The organism is Pseudomonas sp. GW821-FHT02H06 (assembly GCF_059421525.1).
In genome coordinates, this window is sequence record NZ_JBWKVD010000001.1 from 12,871 (window position 1) to 29,646 (window position 16,776).

Consider the following 16,776-nt stretch of genomic DNA (forward strand, 5'->3'; position numbering starts at 1 on the left):
AACCTCAGGAAAAATCGGGGGGCGGCACTGTAACTGCCTGGCAAAAGTCAGGCAATTGGCCGCGAGCGGATTAGCGAACGTGGTGGAAACAGAAATGGAGGGATCAGGGCTCAAGGCCAATGGGGAAGAATTCGCCACCACTCCATACCCCCAGCCAGCGCTGGCCGTCGATCTCACGCACCACGGCCAGGTCCACCAACTGATAGAAGACGTTGCGGTGGATCAGCGCTTCGAGGTTGTTGCGCACCAGAATATAAGGCGCCGGTTCCTGGCTCTGCGGATCGAGGTCAATACGCAGCGGGTGGTCGGTCCCCGCCTCCACCACGTCGTCGACGTTGGTAGTAAAGCGCAGCAACTGCGACTCACCGCTGCCTTCAACGTCCAGCAGGACCGCCACAAAAGGGGCGTCGTCGACCTTGATGCCGACCTTCTCGACCGGGGTGATCAGAAAGTAATCGTCGCCATCACGGCGAATAATGGTGGAAAACAGCCGGACCATCGGCTTGCGACCGATGGGCGTGCCCAGATAGAACCAGGTGCCATCGCGGGCGATGCGCATGTCGATGTCACCGCAGAAATCCGGGTTCCACAGGTGCACCGGCGGCAAGCCCTTGCCGCTCCTGGCAATCTGGGCCAACAGATCGTTGGCTTTGTCCTGCCCACTCATACGCCACTCCTCAGCGGGCTTCGACGCCCAGCAAACCCCGAGCGTAAGCTTCCATCGGGGGTCCTAGCAAATCCTCGGGCTTGGTGTCGTACAAAGTCAGCAGACCACCACGGAGGTGAATGCGTGCCGAATCGATAAGGTAGCGAGTGTTGGTTTCGATCAGCATCAGCTGTATGACGCCGTTGTCGATGCCAAGACGGTCCACTGCTTCCTGGTCGGACCACTCGTCAAACGTGCCGATGCGGTCATCAGCCTTGGCAAAACGTGTGTACAGCAGATAATGCGCGCCGGCGGCCCGAGCCTCGTTCATCGCGTCATCCAGACCTTCCGGGGCGCGGGCGCGTCGGACCATCGGGAAGTATTCGATAAAACCGTTGAAGGCTTCTTCGGCCACGACATTGGGACGCGGGTAGGCGCCGCCCGGAGGAGCAAAGGCGCCTTGGGCGATATAGATGAACGAGTCAGGTTGCACGCGAAAGTTGTTCAACCGGCGGGTCGAACTGTGATCCAGCAGCCCGGCGTCACTGAGCTCATCGTGAGCGCCTTGTGCCAGATCGCTGACGTGCATGCAGCCACTCAACGCCAGTAGAGCCAGCAGTAAAACCAGGCTACGCATGTTTATCTCCAAAGTCCGGCGACGGAAAACCGGCGAATGGCCGGTTAATGCAGCTTTTGCGCCATGTCGGACCTGGAGAAGGTTTCGCTCGCTGAATCGGGTTTTTGCGGCTGCGATTTATTCGGCAGCAGGGTCAGCCTGGGAGTCGGATTGGCGCTCGGGTTTGGTCTCGTGGCCGTGGTCGACATCCCGCTTGCGCTTGTTGCCCATGCGCACACCGATGTCCATCAGGAACTGGAAGAAACCTTCCTGATCTTCAAGGACATTGCTCCAGAACGGCGAGTGGTACAACGCCACCGCGCCATGCACCAGAGCCCAGGCGGCGCAGTAGTGGAAATACGGAGGAACGTCTTCCAACTTGCCTTCGGAAATTCGGCCCTTGATCAACAGGGTCAAGTGCTCGAAGTTGGAGGCGCGGATCTTATGCAACTCCTCGACCAGCTCCGGCACCTGATTGCCCTTGACCACCTTCTCTTCCAGGCGGTCAAACAGCCGGTAGCGCTGGGGGTCGCGCATGCGGAATTCAAAGTAGGCGCGGGACAGCGCTTCCTTGTCCTTGTCGACGTCCGCCGAATGCAGCAACTCGTTCAAATCGCGCTCGTAGTCGAGCATCAGGCGCAGGTAGATCTCGGCCTTGGATTTGAAATGCTTGTAGATGGTGCCTTTGCCGATACCCACGGCATCCGCGATCATCTCGACAGTGACGCTGTCTTCGCCCTGTTCAAGGAACAGCTTGAGCGCGGTGTCGAGAATCTCCTGCTCACGGCGGCGAAACTCACGGACTTTACGAGGTTCTTTCTGCATAGGAGGAGACTGTGGGTTCGAAATCGGAAGCGCCACATTATGCCTATCCCGCAGCAGAATGCACGAACGATCCGACCTGTATCCGTTTTCTGACGATTTTCGACAACGGCAGGCAAAAAGGAAACGCTCGAGGCCGAAACAGTCTCGGTTTTTGGCGGGATGAGACAGGCAGTCGAAAATCAGGGGCGTCGGTGGAATTGCGGTATCAGCAGGCCGTCAGGTATTCCAAAACTGTTTAAAAATCGTACAGCGTGCGGCTGGACGCCTGCGGATTATAGCCAATACTTATATTCGCCAACGCAGCATCTCCCCCAAGTGCCAGCGTTGGTAAGGACACCAATGGATAGCGTGTCTTTGTTTTACTCCTAATGGTCTTAACCCGGATTCACCCCCCAGAACCCGGGTTTTTTTTGCCTGCGATTTGCTGAACGCCAGGGGCTTGGCAAGCACTGCCATGCACGGCGGATCAGCCCTTGACGCGCGCCAGCGGGAACAGCCGCTTGAAGTTCTCGCTGGTCTGCTCGGCAAAACGCGCGTAGGTCTCGCCGCGCAACATCGCCAGAAACTCGGCCACTTCACGCACATATTGCGGCAGGTTGGGCTTGCCGCGATACGGGATCGGCGCCAGGTACGGCGAGTCGGTCTCGACCAGCAGACGGTCGGCGGGCACTTTGCTGGCGACGTCCCGCAGCGCGTCAGCATTGCGGAAGGTGACGATGCCGGACAGCGAGATATAAAACCCAAGATCGAGCGCGGCCTTGGCCATGTCCCAGTCTTCGGTGAAGCAATGCAGCACGCCGGCTTGAGGCAACGCGGCTTCGCGTAACAGCGCCAGCGTGTCGGCACGCGCACCGCGGGTGTGGACGATCACCGGCTTGCCGGTCACGTTGGCCGCCTGCAGATGAAGCCGGAACGAGGCCTGCTGCAACTCGGCCGCCTCAGGCTCGTAGTGATAATCCAGCCCGGTTTCGCCGATGGCCACGACGCGCGGATGGTTGAGTTCGCCGAGCAGCCACTCCAGCGCAGGCGCCTCGCCGGGCTTGAGGTCCAGCGGGTGAATGCCGACCGAGCAATCAACGTCGTCGTAGCTATCGGCCAGCGCTTTTACGGCACCGGCATTCTCGGCACTGACGCCGATGCACAGGAAGTGCCCGACGCCCCGCTCTCTCGCCGCTTGCAGGGCGTTGTCGAGGGAGCCGTCGTGGGCGCTGAGGTCGAGGCGGTCAAGGTGGCAATGGGAATCTACAAGCATGGCGGCGGGGGCAACTTACATCGTGTGGGTAGGACGGTCGGACTTAAGCGCTCCGGCCAGGTAGTTTTCAATCATGTTGCGCGCGGTGTTGTCGCCATCGTTGAACTGCACCCCAACGCCAGCGGCGCGGTTCCCCTGAGCGCCCTTCGGGGTAATCCAGGTGACCTTGCCCGCGACCGGAATCTTTTCAGGCTCGTCCATCAGGTTGAGCAACATGAAGACTTCATCGCCCAGCTTGTAGCTTTTGCTGGTGGGAATGAACAGGCCGCCGTTTTTGATGAACGGCATGTACGCGGCGTACAGGACGGACTTGTCCTTGATGGTCAGGGACAGGATACCGTTACGTGGACCTGGACTCAGTGGCACGCTCATCTCGTTTCCTCAGGCAATGCATGATGTCATGCAGATGGCCAGTCTAACCCTGTCCGGTCAGGCCTGCCCACTGCACCAATAACGCTTCGAGCAACAAAACCCGGTTGAGGTTCGCTTTTGACATGACCTTCTGGCGCTGCAGCAGCACCCAGTCCTGAATCGCCAGCACATTGCGCTGGGACGATTTCTGCGCCAGATACTGCACGACCTTGCGCATGTCAGTCAGGCCCAGGCCTTCTTCGTCCTGGGTCAGCTGATAGCGCAGGATCAGGCTCGACCAGTCGCAGAACCAGTCGAACAGCAACAACAGCGGTATGTCCTTCCAGCCTTCGGCCAGCTGGGTCGGCGATTGCTGGCCCTTGAGCAGCTTTTTAACGCCGTCCACCACCAGCGCCCGTTGCTCATGAACACCCTGGGCGTGCAGCTTGACCGCCACCAGGGGCGAACCGGCCGCGAGGGTCAGCAACTCAACGCGTTCCTGCTCGGTGCAATCGGGCAGCGCATCGGCCAGCCAGGCGATGCTCATGGCATCACTGGGCAGCGGACACGCCTGTTGCACGCATCGGCTCTTCACCGTAGGCAGCAGCCGACTCGGCTGATGGCTGACCAGTAACAGAACGGTGTTGCCCGACGGCTCTTCCAGACTTTTCAGCAGGGCATTGGCGGCGTTGATGTTCATCGACTCGACCGGCTCGATCAGCACCACCTTGCGCCCGCCCATCTGCGCGGTCTGTACCACGAAACTGACCAGATCGCGCACTTGATCGACCTTGATGGCCTTGTCGGCTTCTTCAGGCTCCAGCACGTAATGGTCGGGGTGACTGCCGGCCGCCAGCAGCGAGCAGGATTTGCATTGGCCGCACGCTTCAAGGCCTGCCGGGCGTTGGCACAGCAGCAGGTACATCAAACGCTCAGCCAGCGCCCGCTTGCCGATACCGGCCGGACCGTGCAGCAAATAGGCGTGAGCATGTTGCTTGCGGCCCGCCAGTTGCTGCCACAGGCCATGCTGCCAGGGATAAGCCTCAGCCATGCCGGCGAGCCGCCAGCAGCGCGGTCAACTCAGGCACCAGCACATCAAGGGAAGCCTGGACTTCAGTCAGCGGCAGCGCCGCGTCTACCAGGCGGTAACGCTCAGGCGCAGCGGCCGCGCGCGACAGATACGTACTGCGCACGGCGTCGAAGAACGCTCGGCCCTCTTGCTCGAAACGGTCCAGCTGACCGCGCGCGGAAGCCCGGGCCAGGCCGATCTCGATGGGCAGATCGAACACCAGGGTCAGATCGGGACGCAGCGCGCCCTGGACGAAATCTTCCAGCACGGCGATGCGTTCGATGGGCAGGCCTCGGCCGCCTCCCTGATACGCGTACGTGGCATCGGTGAATCGGTCGCAAAGCACAACGGCGCCCCGCGCCAACGCCGGGCGAATCAGCGCGGCGAGGTGCTGCGCGCGGGCGGCGAACATCAGCAGCAGTTCGGTATCCACGAACATCTGCTCGTCACCCGGCGTCAACAGCAGCTCGCGGATACGCTCGGCGAGCGGCGTACCGCCGGGCTCGCGGGTCAGGACGACATCAATGCCCTCACTGCGCAGCCGTTCGGCCAGGTAGTCGCGGTTGGTGCTTTTGCCCGCGCCTTCGGGGCCTTCCAGGGTAATAAACAAACCGGTCACGGGCAGTCCTTGGTCAGATTCATGGCGAGTGTGCTCGCGGTTGTCATTTGCCGGGGTCATTGGCTGGAGTCGACGGAGCTGCAGCGTCTGTCTGCGGTTTCGGCGACTGCTCGCTCGCGTCCGGCTCAGCCCCCTTCGGCTCGGTCGCCTTTGATTCTGTCGATGGCGGCTCTATGGGTTGCGGCTCTGAAGGCGGCTGCTCGACGGTATTCGCCGGCAGCGCCGATGCAGCGACAGGCGCCGGGCTGGAACGATAGTCCGCGCGACGCTTGAGCTGAAACTCCTTCACTGCTGCGTTGTGCGCATCCAGATCGGCGGAGAATACGTGACTGCCGTCCCCTCTCGCCACGAAGTACAGGCTGTTGCCGGCCACCGGGTGCATCGCCGCATGGATCGCTTCACGCCCGACCATGGAAATCGGCGTTGGCGGCAAACCGGAGATGACATAGGTGTTGTAGGGCGTAGGTTCTTTCAGCAACGCGCGGGTGATCTTGCCGTTGTACCGGTCGCCGAGGCCGTAAATGACGGTCGGATCGGTCTGCAGCAACATGCCTTGCTGCAAGCGACGCACGAACACACCGGCAATCTGGCCGCGTTCCTGAGGCACGCCGGTTTCCTTTTCCACCAGCGACGCCATGATCAGCGCCTGGTAAGGATCGGTGTAAGGCACATCGGCAGCGCGCTTCTCCCATTCCTCCTGAAGCACTTCATCCAGGCGGTTGTAGGCTTGTTTGAGCAGCTCGACGTCGGTCATGCCGCGCACATAGCGATAGGTGTCCGGGAAAAACCGGCCTTCGGGGAAGACGTCGGGATGGCCCAGCTTCGCCATCAGCTCGGTGTCGCTGAGATCGCTCGCCGTTTGCTCCAGCTTGACCTGTTTGGCCAGTGCCGCGCGCACCTGACGGAAGGTCCAGCCCTCCACCAGGGTGACGCTGTATTGCACCACTTCACCTTTTTGCCAGAGATCGAGCAGCGACTCGGCGTTCATGCCCGGTGCCATGCGGTATTCGCCACTGTGCAGCGACTGGCCCTGCAGATTGAAGCGCCAGTACAAACGCAGCCAGAACGCGTCCTTGATGACGCCGTCGGCTTGCAGCCGATTCAGCACGCCGGTCGGAGAAGAGCCCGACGGCACGTCCAGCAGTTTTTCCTGGGTCAGATTGAGGGGCTGCTGCAGCGCGCTGTTCTGCTGCCAATAAGCCACGCCCAGCAACAGCCCCGCCAGAACCACACCTGTTTCCAGCAAGACGAGTAATTTTCGGATCACGAATCAGATATCCAGAAGCCCGCGAACAAGGTGTTGGAGTTTACGGGTCAGCGGCCCAACCGGCCAGTTCAGATGCTCGACGCCGCGCACCGGCCAGATGCCGTACACGCTGTTACAGACAAACACCTCATCGGCCTTTTGCAGGTCGGACATCTGCAGGTCAAGCTCACGGGCCGGCATGTTCTCGCGCTCCGCCAGCGCCAGGATCTCGGCCCGCATCACGCCGGCCACGCCACAGCGGCGCAGGTCCGGCGTCAGCAGCACGCCGCCCTTGACCATAAACAGATTGCTGTAGACCGCTTCAACGATACGCCCCGAAACGTCCCGCATCAGCCCTTCGGCGTACTCGGCACTTTGCCATTCGCCACGGGCCAGCACTTGCTCAAGGCGATTGAGGTGCTTGAGCCCGGCCAGCAGCGGCTGCTCGGCGAGGCGGGTCTGACAAGCGAACAGTTTGACGCCCTGCGCTGCATGGGCCTCGGGATACGCCGGCAGCCCACTTGCCTGGAGGATGCGTCGCGGCTGCGCGTCCGAAGTGGGTGCATAGCCCCGCACGCCATCGCCACGGGTAACGATGAGCTTCATCACACCGTCACCCAACTGGGCAGCGAAGCGGCAGCATTCCTCTTCGACCAACGCCAGATCCAGGTTCAGCGCCAGGCGCTGTGCCCCCAGTGCCAGGCGTTGCAGATGACGTGGGAAGAGCAATGGCTGTCCGGCCTTGACGAGGACGGTCTCGAAGAGACCATCGCCGTACGCCAACCCCCGATCCTTGACGGCAAGGGAGTCAGCAGCAAGGCCATCGATCCAGCTCACGATCATTCGGCGTACCGGCGGAAGACCAGCGAACCGTTGGTGCCACCAAAACCGAAGGAGTTGGAGATCACCACGTCGATCGGCATCTTGCGCGGCTCGTGGGGAACGAAGTCCAGGTCGCAGCCTTCATCGGGCTCGTCGAGGTTGATCGTCGGTGGCGCGACCTGATCCTTGATCGCCAGCACACTGAAAATCGCTTCGATTGCACCGGCGGCGCCCAACAGGTGGCCCGTCATCGACTTGGTCGAACTGACGGCCAGCTTGTAGGCGTGTTCGCCGAACACCTTCTTGATGGCGCTGACTTCGGCCAGATCGCCCGCAGGCGTCGAGGTGCCGTGGGCGTTGATGTATTGCACGTCCTCTGGACGAATCTTCGCGTCACGCAGGGCATTGGTGATACAGCGCGCGGCACCGGCGCCGTCATCCGGCGGCGAGGTCATGTGAAACGCATCGCCGCTCATGCCGAAGCCGATCAGCTCGGCATAAATCGTCGCGCCCCGGGCTTTGGCATGCTCGAGCTCTTCGAGGACCATGGCGCCGGCACCGTTGGACAGCACGAAGCCGTCGCGGCCTTTGTCCCACGGACGGCTGGCGCGCGCCGGCTCATCGTTGCGGGTAGACAGCGCGCGGGAGGCACCGAAGCCACCCATGCCCAGGCCGCAGGCCGCCATTTCAGCGCCGCCGGCAATCATCACGTCGGCTTCGTCGTAGGCGATGTTGCGCGCGGCCATGCCGATGCAGTGGGTGCTCGTGGTGCACGCAGTGGCAATGGCGTAGTTGGGGCCCTGTGCGCCGAGGTGGATCGACAGGAACCCGGAAATCATGTTGATGATCGACCCCGGCACGAAGAACGGGGAGATCTTGCCTGGCCCCTGTTCATGCATCAGCCGGCTGGTGTTTTCGATATTGGTCAGGCCCCCGATGCCCGATCCCATCGCCACGCCGACGCGCTCGCGATTGGTGTCGTCGATCTCGATACCGGAGTTGCGCACGGCCTGAAAGCTGGCAGCCAGCCCGTACTGGATGAACAGATCGAGTCTGCGGGCCTCTTTGGCCGACAGGTATTCCTCGACGTTGAATCCCTTCACCGATCCGCCAAAACGGGTGGTGTATTTGGACAGGTCCGTGTGTTCGATAGGCCCAATGCCACTCTGGCCAGCCAGAATGCCTTGCCAGGTGCTCGGCACATCCGTGCCCAAAGGCGTCAGCATACCCATACCGGTGACCACGACGCGTCTACGCGACACAGGACTCTCCTTTCTTCTATTGATGAAACGCTGCCCTATTCAAAGAAAAAACCGCACGCCAGGGGCAGTGCGGTTTCTCCAGGACAGCAAACTACGATTACAAAATCTTACGCCTGGTGGGCAGTAACGTAATCGATAGCGGCTTGTACGGTGGTGATCTTCTCGGCTTCTTCGTCAGGGATTTCGGTCTCGAATTCCTCTTCCAGAGCCATTACCAGCTCTACGGTATCAAGGGAGTCGGCACCCAGGTCTTCAACGAAGGAAGCAGTGTTCACGACTTCCTCTTCCTTGACGCCAAGTTGTTCGGCAACGATTTTCTTGACGCGCTCTTCGATGGTGCTCATACCGTGTTTTAACTCCTAGTGGACAAATTCAGGCAGCTGGCCGATGGGTAAGTGTATAGAAGAGGTTTTGCGCATTTCAAGCTAAACGCAATTCCCGCTACGCCCAACAGCCCTCTACCCCTTAAAAGATTTCAGCTTTATAACGGATTTTAGACAGCCCGTATGACATTTTTTCGATACGACCGGTCACATGTACATGCCGCCGTTAACGGGGATTGTAGCCCCGGTAACGTAGCCTGCACCTTCTGAGGCAAGAAAAGCGACAACATGCGCGATCTCTTCTGCCTGCCCCAGTCGGCCCAGAGGAATCTGCGCCGTCAGGGAATCACGTTGCGCTTCTGGCAGCTCGCGGGTCATGTCGGTGTCGATGAAACCCGGCGTCACCGAGTTGACCGTCACTGCGCGCGACCCGACTTCACGTGCCAGGGCACGGCTGAAGCCTTCCAGACCCGCCTTGGCGGCTGCGTAGTTTACTTGACCTGCGTTGCCCATGGCACCCACCACCGAACCAATGCTGATGATCCGGCCCCAACGCGCCTTGGTCATCCCGCGCAGAACGCCCTTGGACAGGCGAAACAGACTGCTCAGGTTGGTGTTGATGACGTCATGCCACTCGTCATCCTTCATGCGCATCATCAGGTTGTCACGGGTGATACCGGCGTTGTTGACCAGGATCAACGGCGCACCAACGCGTTCGGTGATCTGGGCCAGCGCGGCGGCAACGGATTCGTCGCTGCCCACGTCCAGCGCCAGGCCGAAGCCTTCGATGCCGTTTTCCTTGAAATAAGCGGTGATCTTCTCGGCGCCGGCTTCGGACGTCGCCGTACCCACGACGGTGGCGCCGTTACGACCCAGTTCAAGGGCGATCGCCCGGCCAATGCCACGGCTCGCGCCGGTGACAAGTGCAACTTTACCCTGACTCATGCAGGCGTCTCCTAATCAGGCCAGCGCCGCGCGAGCGGCGGCGAAGGCGTCTGGGGTATTGAGGTTGTGAGTGGTCACGCCATCAGCGCAGCGCTTGTTCAAGCCGGCGAGCACCTTGCCCGGGCCGCACTCGACCAGTTGCAGGGCGCCCTGAGCCGCCAGGGTCTGAATCGATTCGACCCAGCGCACCGGCTTGTACAGCTGCTGCAGCAAATCGGTTTTCAGCGTTTCGAGATCGGACACGACACTTGCGGTGACGTTCTGAACCAGCGGGATCTGCGGCACCTGCCAGTCGATGGCGGCGATGGACTCGGCGAAGCGTTCGGCTGCCGGACGCATCAGTTCGCAGTGGGAAGGCACACTCACCGGCAACGGCAAGGCGCGCTTGGCGCCTTTGGCCTTGCAGACTTCGATGGCGCGCTCCACAGCGGCCTTGGCACCGGCAATCACAACCTGCCCGGGCGAATTGAAATTCACCGCGCTGACCACGTCGCCCTGAGCCGCTTCGGCACAGGCGGCTATAACCACCGCATCGTCGAGACCCAGAATGGCCGCCATGCCGCCCTGCCCCGCCGGCACAGCTTCCTGCATTAATTGACCGCGACGCTCGACCAGCTTGACCGCGTCCGCAAGGCTCAGACTGCCGGCCGCGACCAGCGCGCTGTACTCACCCAGACTGTGGCCGGCGACATACGCCGGGCGCACGCCGCCTTCCGCCAGCCACAGGCGCCACAAGGCAATCGATGCAGTGAGGATGGCAGGCTGGGTTTTATCGGTCTGGTTGAGGCTCTCTTCCGGGCCCTGCTGGGTCAGCGCCCAGAGGTCATAGCCCAGCGCAGCGGAAGCTTCTTTGAACGTCTCCAGCACCAGCGGATGCTGCGCGCCCAGCTCGGCCAGCATGCCGAGGGACTGCGAGCCCTGGCCCGGAAAGACAAATGCGACGGAAGCAGACATTAACAAGCCCCTGATTATTCTCGTCAAAATGAGCGTCCGGCGGGCCGAACGCGAGGTAATTCAATGTGTTGCGATGGACAGTTGGATGACCATGCGGTCACAGGCGTCACATTCTAGCCCAAGACTCGCAGCGAAGCCCTAAAGCAGATCCTCAAGACGACCGCGCAAGCGCTGTGGCAGGTTTTCCTGAATCTCGATCAGCGCCCGCTGTATCGCGCTCTGGAAACCCTGAGCATCGGCCGAACCATGACTCTTTACCACGATGCCCTGCAGACCGAGAAAACTGGCACCGTTATGCCGCGCCGGGGCCAGATCGGCCTTGAGCCTGCCGAGCACAGGCCTTGCCATCAAACCCACCAGTCGCGACAACACGTTGCGGCGAAACAACCGTTCGATCCGCTCGCCAATCATCAGTGCCAGGCCTTCGCTGGACTTCAGCAGCACGTTGCCGACAAAGCCGTCGCAGACCACGACATCCGCCTCACCCCGATACAGGCCATCCCCTTCGACAAAGCCGATGTAATTCAGCCCCGGTGCGGCCTGCAAAAGACTCGCGGCCGACTTGACTTGCTGATTGCCCTTGATGTCTTCAGTGCCAACGTTCAGCAGTGCGACTCTGGGTCGCACCACGCCCAGCGCCTCGGCGGCCACCGAACCCATCACGGCGAACTGATAAAGATGTTCGGCGGTACAATCCACGTTCGCACCCAGATCCAGCAACTGGCAATAACCGCGCTGTGTCGGAATTGCGGCCACCATGGCCGGCCGGTCGATACCGGGCAAGGTTTTCAGCACGAAGCGGGACAGCGCCATCAAGGCACCGGTATTGCCTGCACTGACACAGGCGTGGGCCTTGCCATCGGCGAGAAGCCCCAGCGCAACGCGCATCGACGACTCAGGCTTGCCGCGCAAGGCCTGGGACGGACGCTCATCCATGGTGATGATCTCGCTGGCATGCACGACGTGCAGGCGTGAGCGATCGACACCGGAGTGGCGTGCGATGAGTTCTTCAAGAAGGGCGGATTGACCGACGAGGGTCAGGTGCAACGAGGGTGTGGCAAGCAGGCAGGCAATGCTGGCCTGAACAATGTGCCGGGGACCGAAGTCCCCGCCCATTGCATCGATCGCGATGACCGGAGCAGACAAGAAATTACTCGTCAGCGCCCTTGTCGATCACTTTACGGCCACGGTATACGCCTTCTGGCGATACGTGGTGACGCAGGTGAACTTCACCGGTGGTTTTTTCTACAGACAGAGTGCTAGCCTCGAGAGCGTCGTGGGAACGACGCATGTCACGGGCAGAGCGGGATTTTTTGTTCTGCTGAACAGCCATAATTGATTAACTCCTAAACGTTTGGGTCACGCTTTAACTGCGCCAATACACTGAACGGGTTGGACCGCGTTACCTCGTCCTCGCTCGGTTCGGACTCGTTGAGGTCCGCCGGCGGCTGGCATTCTTTCGGATCATGAGTTGGAACAATGGGCAAGGCGAGCAGAAGCTCATCCTCGATCAAAGCCAGCAGATCCATGGGATCTTCGCCGAGTTCCAGCACGTCATAGCCTTTCGGCATCGACTGGGTGTTTGCACCCTCCTTCACCACGGCATAACTGCATTCGCTGTGGATCGGAAAGGTGACCAGCTCAAGACAACGCTGGCAAACCATTTTGACTTCGACGTCAATTGCACTGTGGATAACCACAGCGCGCTGCTCGTCTCGCTCAAAAACGAATTTCGCCTGCACCGTACCGAGATTGTCAGCAAGCGGGTCGCAGAGTCTCTCCAAATCAGCCAGCAGCATCTCTCCCTGAAGAGTAGTGCCACGATCAGCTAATTTGCGCGGGTCAACGTGAGGTGGAATCGGGTCATTCAACATAGGCGCAGCATTCTAGGGACGACCCTGGCGACTGTCAAAGGAAATTCAGGCCTGTTCGCAACCTGACCTGCTGATTACACTCGACTTTCATGTTTCGGAGCCACCCATGCTGCCTCTACTCCTTGCTTCCAGCTCGCCTTACCGCCGTGAATTGCTCGATCGCCTGCGCTTGCCATTCGTCTGTGCGTCGCCTGACATCGATGAAAGCCGCCGGCCGAACGAGCCTGCCATCGACCTTGTGACCCGCCTGGCGCGTGAGAAAGCCATGGCACTGGCCGAACGATTCCCCGACCACCTGATCATCGGCTCGGACCAGGTCGCCGTGCTTGGCGAACAGATCCTTGGCAAGCCGCACACGTTCGAGCGCGCGCTGGAACAGCTGAAGGAGAGCAGCGGCAACAGCGTCAGTTTCCTCACCGGCCTTGCGCTCTTCAACAGCCGCACGGGTCAGTGCCAAGTCGATTGCGTGCCCTTCACCGTGCACATGCGCCAGCTGGACGAGGCGCGTATCAGCCGCTACCTCCACGCCGAACAACCCTATGACTGCGCCGGCAGCTTCAAGGCCGAAGGACTGGGCGTAAGCCTCTTCCGCAGCACCAAGGGCGCGGATGCGACCAGCCTGATCGGCCTTCCTTTAATACGCCTGGTGGACATGTTGATGAACGAAGGCATCGAGCTGCCCTGATTTCGACAAAATAAACAGATGCGAAAAGCCCGACCAATGGCCGGGCTTTTCTTCACACGCGAAGGCTGAAGCGATCAGCGCAGGGACAGCCCTTTGAAGCCTGCCCACATTGCGATCTGCTCGGCCACGCTGGCGCCCATCTTTTTGGAGAAACGATCGAACGCCGACTCTTGCACCGTGTAATCGACCATCTCTTTCTCGCCGATGATATCCCGCGCCACATAGCTGGCACTGCCAAGCCCATCGACCAGACCCAGGCCCACCGCCTGCTCGCCTGTCCAGACCAGCCCCGAGAACAGTTCCGGATGGTCCTTGTCTTTCAGGCGATCACCGCGACCCGCCTTCACACTGGCGATGAACTGCTTGTGGGTAGTGTCCAGAACGCCCTGCCAGAAGGCAGTCTCGTCAGGCTTTGGCGGCTGGAACGGATCAAGGAACGCCTTGTGCTCGCCCGACGTGTAGGTACGACGGTCAACACCCAGTTTTTCCATCGTGCCGACGAAACCGAAGCCGGCTGCCGTGACACCGATCGAACCCACCAGACTGGCTTTGTCCGCGTAGATCTGGTCAGCGGCGCTGGCGATGTAATACGCACCGGACGCACCCAGATCAGTGATCACCGCATACACCTTGATGTTCGGCTTCTGCGCGCGCAGACGACGGATTTCGTCGTAGATATAGCCGGACTGCACCGGACTGCCGCCCGGGCTGTTGATGCGCAGAATCACGCCCTTGGTTTTTTCATCTTCAAACGCTTTCCGCAAACTGCCAACGATGTTGTCGGCGCTGGCCGCCTCGGTATCGGCGATCATGCCCTTCACTTCGATCAGCGCAGTGTGACTGGTGCTGCGCGAGGCGCCCTTGCCGAAATCCATCAGCGGCGAGAACAGCGCCAGTGCGCCGAACAGATAAAGAAAGGTCAGGGATTTGAAGAAGATCCCCCAGCGCCGCGACCGACGCTGCTCCTGCACGCTGGCGAGCAGGGTCTTTTCCAGCAGTTTCCAGCTTTTTGCATCCCCTGCGTCGTCGCGCTCTGGCGAAGACGGAGATTTCCATTCGTCCGACATAGATCAGTTACCCCAACAACGAAGTTTCAGCAGTCCGCGCACCCAACCAGGTGCGCAATTCGGAAAAGTGCTCGATCGCCAGACGCGGCTGGTATTGAAGCAGAGAGCCTAGCGCTTGCGCGCCGTACCCGACAGCCACCGAATCCATTCCGGCGTTACGCGCCATCAGCAGATCGAACGAAGCGTCGCCAACCATCAGCGCCTTTTCAGGCCTGACGCCGCAATGCTGCAGGATTTCATTGAGCATCAGCGGATCGGGCTTGCTGGCCGTTTCATCCGCTGCGCGGGTGGCGTCGAAGAAGTCGGTCCAGCCGTGCGCCTTCAACACCCGATCCAGACCACGCCGGGCCTTGCCGGTGGCGACCGCCAGGCGATAGCCCTCGTCACGAAACGCCTCCAGCGACTCACGCACCCCGTCGAACAGTTTCGAGGGCTCAACGTCCATGGCCATGTAACGGTCGGCATAGTGCTGCCGGAAATCGATCAGGTCATTGGCCGTGATATCCGGGTACAACGTGCGAATCGCTTCCGGCAAACCCAGACCAATGATGCCCTTGATCGCTGCATCGTCGCGTACCGGACGACCGGCAAGCTGTGCGGCGGCTTGCATCGCGTCGACGATACGACCGATGGAATCGGACAGCGTGCCGTCCCAGTCGAAGATCAGCAGTTCGTAATCAGGGCGCAAGCAGCAGTCGCTCCACGGTCTTGGCCCACATCTCGTCGACGGGCGCTTCGAGTTTCAACTCGCCACCGTCCGGCAGCGGCACGGTCAGGGCATAGGCGTGCAGGAACAGACGCTTGCCGCCGAGATCACGAATTTCGCGACTGAAATCTTCATCGCCGTACTTGGGGTCACCGGCGATGCAGTGGCCCGCATGTAAGGCGTGGACGCGAATCTGGTGGGTACGGCCGGTAATGGGCCGGGCTTCGACCATGGTGGCAAAGTCGCCGAAGCGGCGCAGCACCTTGAACAAGGTCAGCGCCTCCTTGCCCTCTTCATTGACCTCGACCATGCGCTCGCCGGAGCGAAGATTGCTCTTGAGCAACGGTGCCCGGACCTGCTTCTGCGCGGTCGGCCAGTTTCCGCGGACCAGCGCCATGTAACGCTTGTCCACGCCGTCGCCGCGCAACTGTTCGTGCAGGTGTCGCAACATGCTGCGCTTTTTTGCGATCATCAGCAGCCCGGAGGTGTCGCGGTCCAGACGGTGGACCAGTTCCAGCTCCTTGGCGTCGGGACGCAGCTGACGAAAGGCTTCTATGACGCCAAAGCTCAAGCCGCTGCCACCGTGAACCGCGATGCCTGCGGGCTTGTTGAGGACGATCAGGCCTTTGTCTTCATGGACAATGGCGGCCTCAAGACGCTGCAGCAAACCCTGGGCAACCGGCACAGGTTCGTCGCGCTCAGGCACTCGAACGGGTGGGACGCGCACGACATCGCCCGCCTGAAGCTTGTACTCGGGCTTGATCCGGCCCTTGTTCACACGCACTTCGCCCTTGCGCAAAATGCGGTAAATCAAGGTCTTGGGAACGCCCTTGAGGTACGTGATCAGAAAGTTATCGATGCGCTGACCGGCAAATTCCGGCGCAACCTCTACCAGCCGGACGCCGGGGGTTGGGGGGGTAAGATTTGTCATGGCGCAAATCATAACAATTTTTTATGGATTTGAAGCACTTAATGATTGCTGCTATAGTCGCGAACGCCGCCAAAAGCGGCCTGGACAGCGGACAAACGGTATGACAGCCGGCCCTGCCCAACGCAATTCACGAGGGCGCGAGGCCGTCCTACGGGGCTTTCGGTGACAACGGAAGATATGCAAGCGTAACGAGCGCAGGTGACATGAGGCCTGAAACAAGCCCGATCGCAGAGTGAGTCACTCGCCATCGAGGCCCACGTTCAAGGCCAGTTCACAAAGTGCAGTCGCTGGCAGTCGCTCCGGGCGAATGCTTCGGAAACCATGCCTTATTTGAGCCATGACGCGCGGACTTCCCATGGAAGATCGCGATAAATGCAACCCGCTGCGGATTCAGCGCGCGGCAGCACCCGAATTATCAGGGATACGTGTGGGGTGGAGACGCACAACCGTCGGACTGTGTAGCACAAGGCTTTATTCAAGACGCTTCATATCGTCCGCTACCGATGGTTGATTCCTCCTCCTGACAAAGCTTTTGCTGACAGGGTGTCATTTGTCACCACAGCAAGCAGGAACGTCGTCGCGA

20 protein-coding genes are annotated in these 16,776 nt (G+C 60.6%); 1 reads left to right on the forward strand and 19 read right to left on the reverse strand.

The annotated features are described in order from the left end of the window. Positions 1 to 103: 103 nt before the first annotated feature. The 16 genes from AC07VF_RS00065 to AC07VF_RS00140 all read right to left on the reverse strand — a co-directional run bounded on the left by AC07VF_RS00065 (position 104) and on the right by AC07VF_RS00140 (position 12,804). The gene (locus AC07VF_RS00065) at positions 104 to 667 is read right to left on the reverse strand and encodes a DUF1285 domain-containing protein (protein ID WP_192172722.1); all 564 of its coding nucleotides are present in this window, start codon (positions 665 to 667) and stop codon (positions 104 to 106) included. Between the two features lie 10 nt (positions 668 to 677). Further along, complete coding sequence (locus AC07VF_RS00070; protein ID WP_192172723.1) at positions 678 to 1,283, reverse strand: DUF4823 domain-containing protein; 606 nt, start codon at positions 1,281 to 1,283, stop codon at positions 678 to 680. 117 nt (positions 1,284 to 1,400) lie between these two features. Then, entirely contained in the window at positions 1,401 to 2,087 is a 687-nt protein-coding gene (locus AC07VF_RS00075) for a TetR/AcrR family transcriptional regulator (protein WP_192172724.1), read from the reverse strand. A gap of 466 nt (positions 2,088 to 2,553) precedes the next feature. Continuing rightward, complete coding sequence (locus tag AC07VF_RS00080; RefSeq protein WP_192172725.1) at positions 2,554 to 3,339, reverse strand: TatD family hydrolase; 786 nt, start codon at positions 3,337 to 3,339, stop codon at positions 2,554 to 2,556. Between the two features lie 15 nt (positions 3,340 to 3,354). Continuing rightward, positions 3,355 to 3,711, reverse strand: a complete 357-nt coding sequence (locus AC07VF_RS00085; protein WP_037011754.1) for a PilZ domain-containing protein — start codon at positions 3,709 to 3,711, stop codon at positions 3,355 to 3,357. A 43-nt stretch (positions 3,712 to 3,754) separates the two neighbouring features. Next, entirely contained in the window at positions 3,755 to 4,741 is a 987-nt protein-coding gene (locus tag AC07VF_RS00090; RefSeq protein ID WP_192172726.1) for a DNA polymerase III subunit delta', read from the reverse strand. Beyond that, complete coding sequence (gene tmk, locus AC07VF_RS00095) at positions 4,734 to 5,378, reverse strand: dTMP kinase (RefSeq protein WP_192172727.1); 645 nt, start codon at positions 5,376 to 5,378, stop codon at positions 4,734 to 4,736. Before tmk ends, AC07VF_RS00090 begins: the two co-directional genes overlap by 8 nt. Positions 5,379 to 5,421: 43 nt before the next feature. Continuing rightward, positions 5,422 to 6,645, reverse strand: coding sequence for an endolytic transglycosylase MltG (gene mltG / locus AC07VF_RS00100; protein WP_495008910.1), 1,224 nt, complete (start codon positions 6,643 to 6,645; stop codon positions 5,422 to 5,424). 3 nt (positions 6,646 to 6,648) lie between these two features. Beyond that, entirely contained in the window at positions 6,649 to 7,464 is an 816-nt protein-coding gene (pabC, locus tag AC07VF_RS00105; protein ID WP_192172946.1) for an aminodeoxychorismate lyase, read from the reverse strand. Beyond that, positions 7,464 to 8,708, reverse strand: coding sequence for a beta-ketoacyl-ACP synthase II (fabF, locus tag AC07VF_RS00110; protein ID WP_192172729.1), 1,245 nt, complete (start codon positions 8,706 to 8,708; stop codon positions 7,464 to 7,466). The genes pabC and fabF overlap by 1 nt, the downstream gene beginning before the upstream one ends. Positions 8,709 to 8,815: 107 nt before the next feature. After that, positions 8,816 to 9,052, reverse strand: a complete 237-nt coding sequence (gene acpP, locus AC07VF_RS00115) for an acyl carrier protein (protein WP_007987170.1) — start codon at positions 9,050 to 9,052, stop codon at positions 8,816 to 8,818. A 186-nt stretch (positions 9,053 to 9,238) separates the two neighbouring features. Beyond that, a complete protein-coding gene (fabG, locus tag AC07VF_RS00120; RefSeq protein WP_192172730.1) occupies positions 9,239 to 9,976 on the reverse strand; it encodes a 3-oxoacyl-ACP reductase FabG in 738 nt (245 codons plus the stop codon). 15 nt (positions 9,977 to 9,991) lie between these two features. Further along, positions 9,992 to 10,930 (reverse strand): ACP S-malonyltransferase, encoded by a 939-nt coding sequence (gene fabD, locus AC07VF_RS00125; RefSeq protein ID WP_495008909.1) that lies wholly within the window; start codon positions 10,928 to 10,930, stop codon positions 9,992 to 9,994. A 138-nt stretch (positions 10,931 to 11,068) separates the two neighbouring features. Then, on the reverse strand, positions 11,069 to 12,076 hold the full coding sequence (plsX, locus tag AC07VF_RS00130) for a phosphate acyltransferase PlsX (RefSeq protein ID WP_495008908.1): 1,008 nt from the start codon (positions 12,074 to 12,076) through the stop codon (positions 11,069 to 11,071). A 4-nt stretch (positions 12,077 to 12,080) separates the two neighbouring features. Continuing rightward, positions 12,081 to 12,263 (reverse strand): 50S ribosomal protein L32, encoded by a 183-nt coding sequence (rpmF, locus tag AC07VF_RS00135; RefSeq protein ID WP_003179396.1) that lies wholly within the window; start codon positions 12,261 to 12,263, stop codon positions 12,081 to 12,083. Positions 12,264 to 12,276: 13 nt separating this feature from the next. Next, a complete protein-coding gene (locus tag AC07VF_RS00140; protein ID WP_192172733.1) occupies positions 12,277 to 12,804 on the reverse strand; it encodes a YceD family protein in 528 nt (175 codons plus the stop codon). A 106-nt stretch (positions 12,805 to 12,910) separates the two neighbouring features. Between AC07VF_RS00140 and AC07VF_RS00145 the strand changes: the two genes are divergently transcribed. Further along, a complete protein-coding gene (locus AC07VF_RS00145; RefSeq protein WP_495008907.1) occupies positions 12,911 to 13,489 on the forward strand; it encodes a Maf family protein in 579 nt (192 codons plus the stop codon). 74 nt (positions 13,490 to 13,563) lie between these two features. Here AC07VF_RS00145 and sppA read toward each other — a convergent pair whose 3' ends face one another. From sppA to rluC, 3 genes are read right to left on the reverse strand one after another with little or no spacing between them, the layout of a single operon-like run. After that, positions 13,564 to 14,556: a signal peptide peptidase SppA gene (gene sppA / locus AC07VF_RS00150; RefSeq protein ID WP_495008906.1), complete on the reverse strand. Its 993-nt coding sequence runs from the start codon at positions 14,554 to 14,556 to the stop codon at positions 13,564 to 13,566. A gap of 7 nt (positions 14,557 to 14,563) precedes the next feature. After that, positions 14,564 to 15,244 carry an HAD-IA family hydrolase gene (locus AC07VF_RS00155; RefSeq protein ID WP_423572748.1) on the reverse strand — a complete coding sequence of 227 codons (681 nt, stop codon included), beginning with the start codon at positions 15,242 to 15,244 and terminating at the stop codon, positions 14,564 to 14,566. Continuing rightward, a complete protein-coding gene (gene rluC, locus AC07VF_RS00160) occupies positions 15,234 to 16,193 on the reverse strand; it encodes a 23S rRNA pseudouridine(955/2504/2580) synthase RluC (protein ID WP_192172737.1) in 960 nt (319 codons plus the stop codon). Before rluC ends, AC07VF_RS00155 begins: the two co-directional genes overlap by 11 nt. Positions 16,194 to 16,776: the final 583 nt, after the last annotated feature.